A 1,842-nucleotide genomic window follows, 5' to 3' on the forward strand; every position below is an offset into this window, starting at 1 on the left:
GGCGAGGAGCCGTCTCGGGGCCTCGCCCGCTCGCCTGGCGGGTGCGGTGTCGATCAGCCGGTCTTGATGAAGGTCCAGCTCTGGGCCGCTGCGGGGGCCTGCTGGGTGAGGAGTGAGCCGTTGGCAGTCCCGGAGGGGGTGACGGCGAGGCCGCTGTGCTTGGCGATCAGCTTGTACTGGTTGGCGCCGTCGGCGGTGGGGGTGAACTTCTGGTTGCTCTGGCCGTTGCAGGTGTACTGGATGACCTTCGCGCCGGCCGACTTGGAGATGTTGTCGACGTCGAGGCACTTGCCGCTGATCTTGTGCTTCACGCTGTAGGTTCCGTCGCCGTTGGCGGTGAGGATCCAGGCCTGGTTGGTGTTGCGCTTGCGCTCCCAGGTGATCAGCTGGCTGCCGTTGTCGGACAGCGTGCCCTTGTCGAGGACCTGGGAGGGGCGGGTCGCGGAGGCGATCTCGTAGGTGCCGGTGGCCGGCGCGGCCTGGTCAGGGCTGATCGTGCCGTTGGGGGTGATGCGGTACAGGGCGGTGGCGTGCGGGGCCAGGGTCGCGGAGAGCGCGCCGGTCGTGGTGGTGGAGGGGGTGCCGGCGGGGGCCCAGACGTCCTTGACGGTGTAGCCGGGCGCTCCGGCGAGGCCGAGCTCGGCGACCGAGGTGGTCACGGTGGCGGTCGTGTCGGCGGTGTTGGTGAGGGTCACCGACCGGTCGCCGCCGGCGAGTTCACGGACCGTCAGCAGCTGGGTGGCGGAGTCGGCGACGATCCGGGCCGCCTTGCCGAGGCTGTCCTGGTCGATGGCGATCACGTTCTGGTTGGTGAGGATGCTCCTGGTGTCCTCGGTCATCTCGGTGAGCTTGTTGCCGGCCATGAGGGGCGCGGCCATCTGCGCCCAGAGGGCCAGGTGGCTGCGGGCCTCGTCCGGGGTCAGGCTCTTGCCGTCCTTGGTGACGCCGACTTCGAGCATGTCCGGGTCGTTCCAGTGGCCAGGGCCGGCCTGGCTCCCCAGCGGGCCGTTGTAGCGGGTGATGTCGAGGACGCCCTCGCCGTAGCGCGTGTCCTGGCCCTTGCTCCAGGCGTTCTTGATGTCCTCGGTGGTCCGCCAGAGGTTGGCGATGGAGGACCAGTCGAAGGTCGCGCCGGTGTTCGTGTCGAACCACGAGTTGGCGTTGATGCTGTAGACGATCGGGCGCTCGGAGAGGCCGGTGGCGGCGGCGCTGGCCGCGGTGGCTCTGGCCAACTCGTCGCGCATCAGGGAGAACTGCTGCTTCTGGCTCTCCAGGGTGCCTTCCTTGGAGCACCAGTCGTACTTGAGGTAGTCGACGCCCCACTCGGCGAAGGTCTCGGCGTCCTGCCGCTCGTGCCCCAGGCTCCCGGTCCCGGGGCGGTTGTGGAGGCGCTGCTCGCAGGTCTTGTCGGTGGGGGACTGGTAGATGCCGAACTTCAGCCCCTTGGCGTGCAGGTAGTCACCGAGGGCCTTCATGCCGCCGGGGAACCGGGTCGGGTGCGGCAGCAGCTTGCCGTCCGCGTCGCGCTGGTCGGCCATCCAGCAGTCGTCGACCACCACGTACTGGTAGCCGGCGGCCTTCATTCCCGAGGAGACGATGGTGTCGGCGCTGTCCTTGATGAGCTGGTCGCTGATGTTGCACCCGAAGGAGTTCCAGGTGTTCCAGCCCATCGGCGGGGTGAGGGCGACTCCGTTGGCGGCGGCGCCGGCCTCGGGGGCGGCGCCGAGCTGGATGCCGGCGACGGAGGAGAGCAGCGCGGCGGAGGCCGCGAGGGCGGTGATGGCTCGGTGGCGTCTGGTGGCGCCGGGGTGGGGGTGGCGGCTCATCGGAACTCCCTGGGTG

1 protein-coding gene is annotated in these 1,842 nt (G+C 69.7%); it reads right to left on the bottom strand.

Annotated features, from left to right (window positions below; all coding sequences use genetic code 11):
* Positions 1–53: 53 nt before the first annotated feature.
* The coding region (locus ACXJMZ_RS35365; protein WP_457034115.1) for an alpha-galactosidase at positions 54–1,842 on the bottom strand (1,789 nt) is incomplete at its 5' end.

This window comes from Kitasatospora sp. P5_F3 (genome assembly GCF_054049135.1).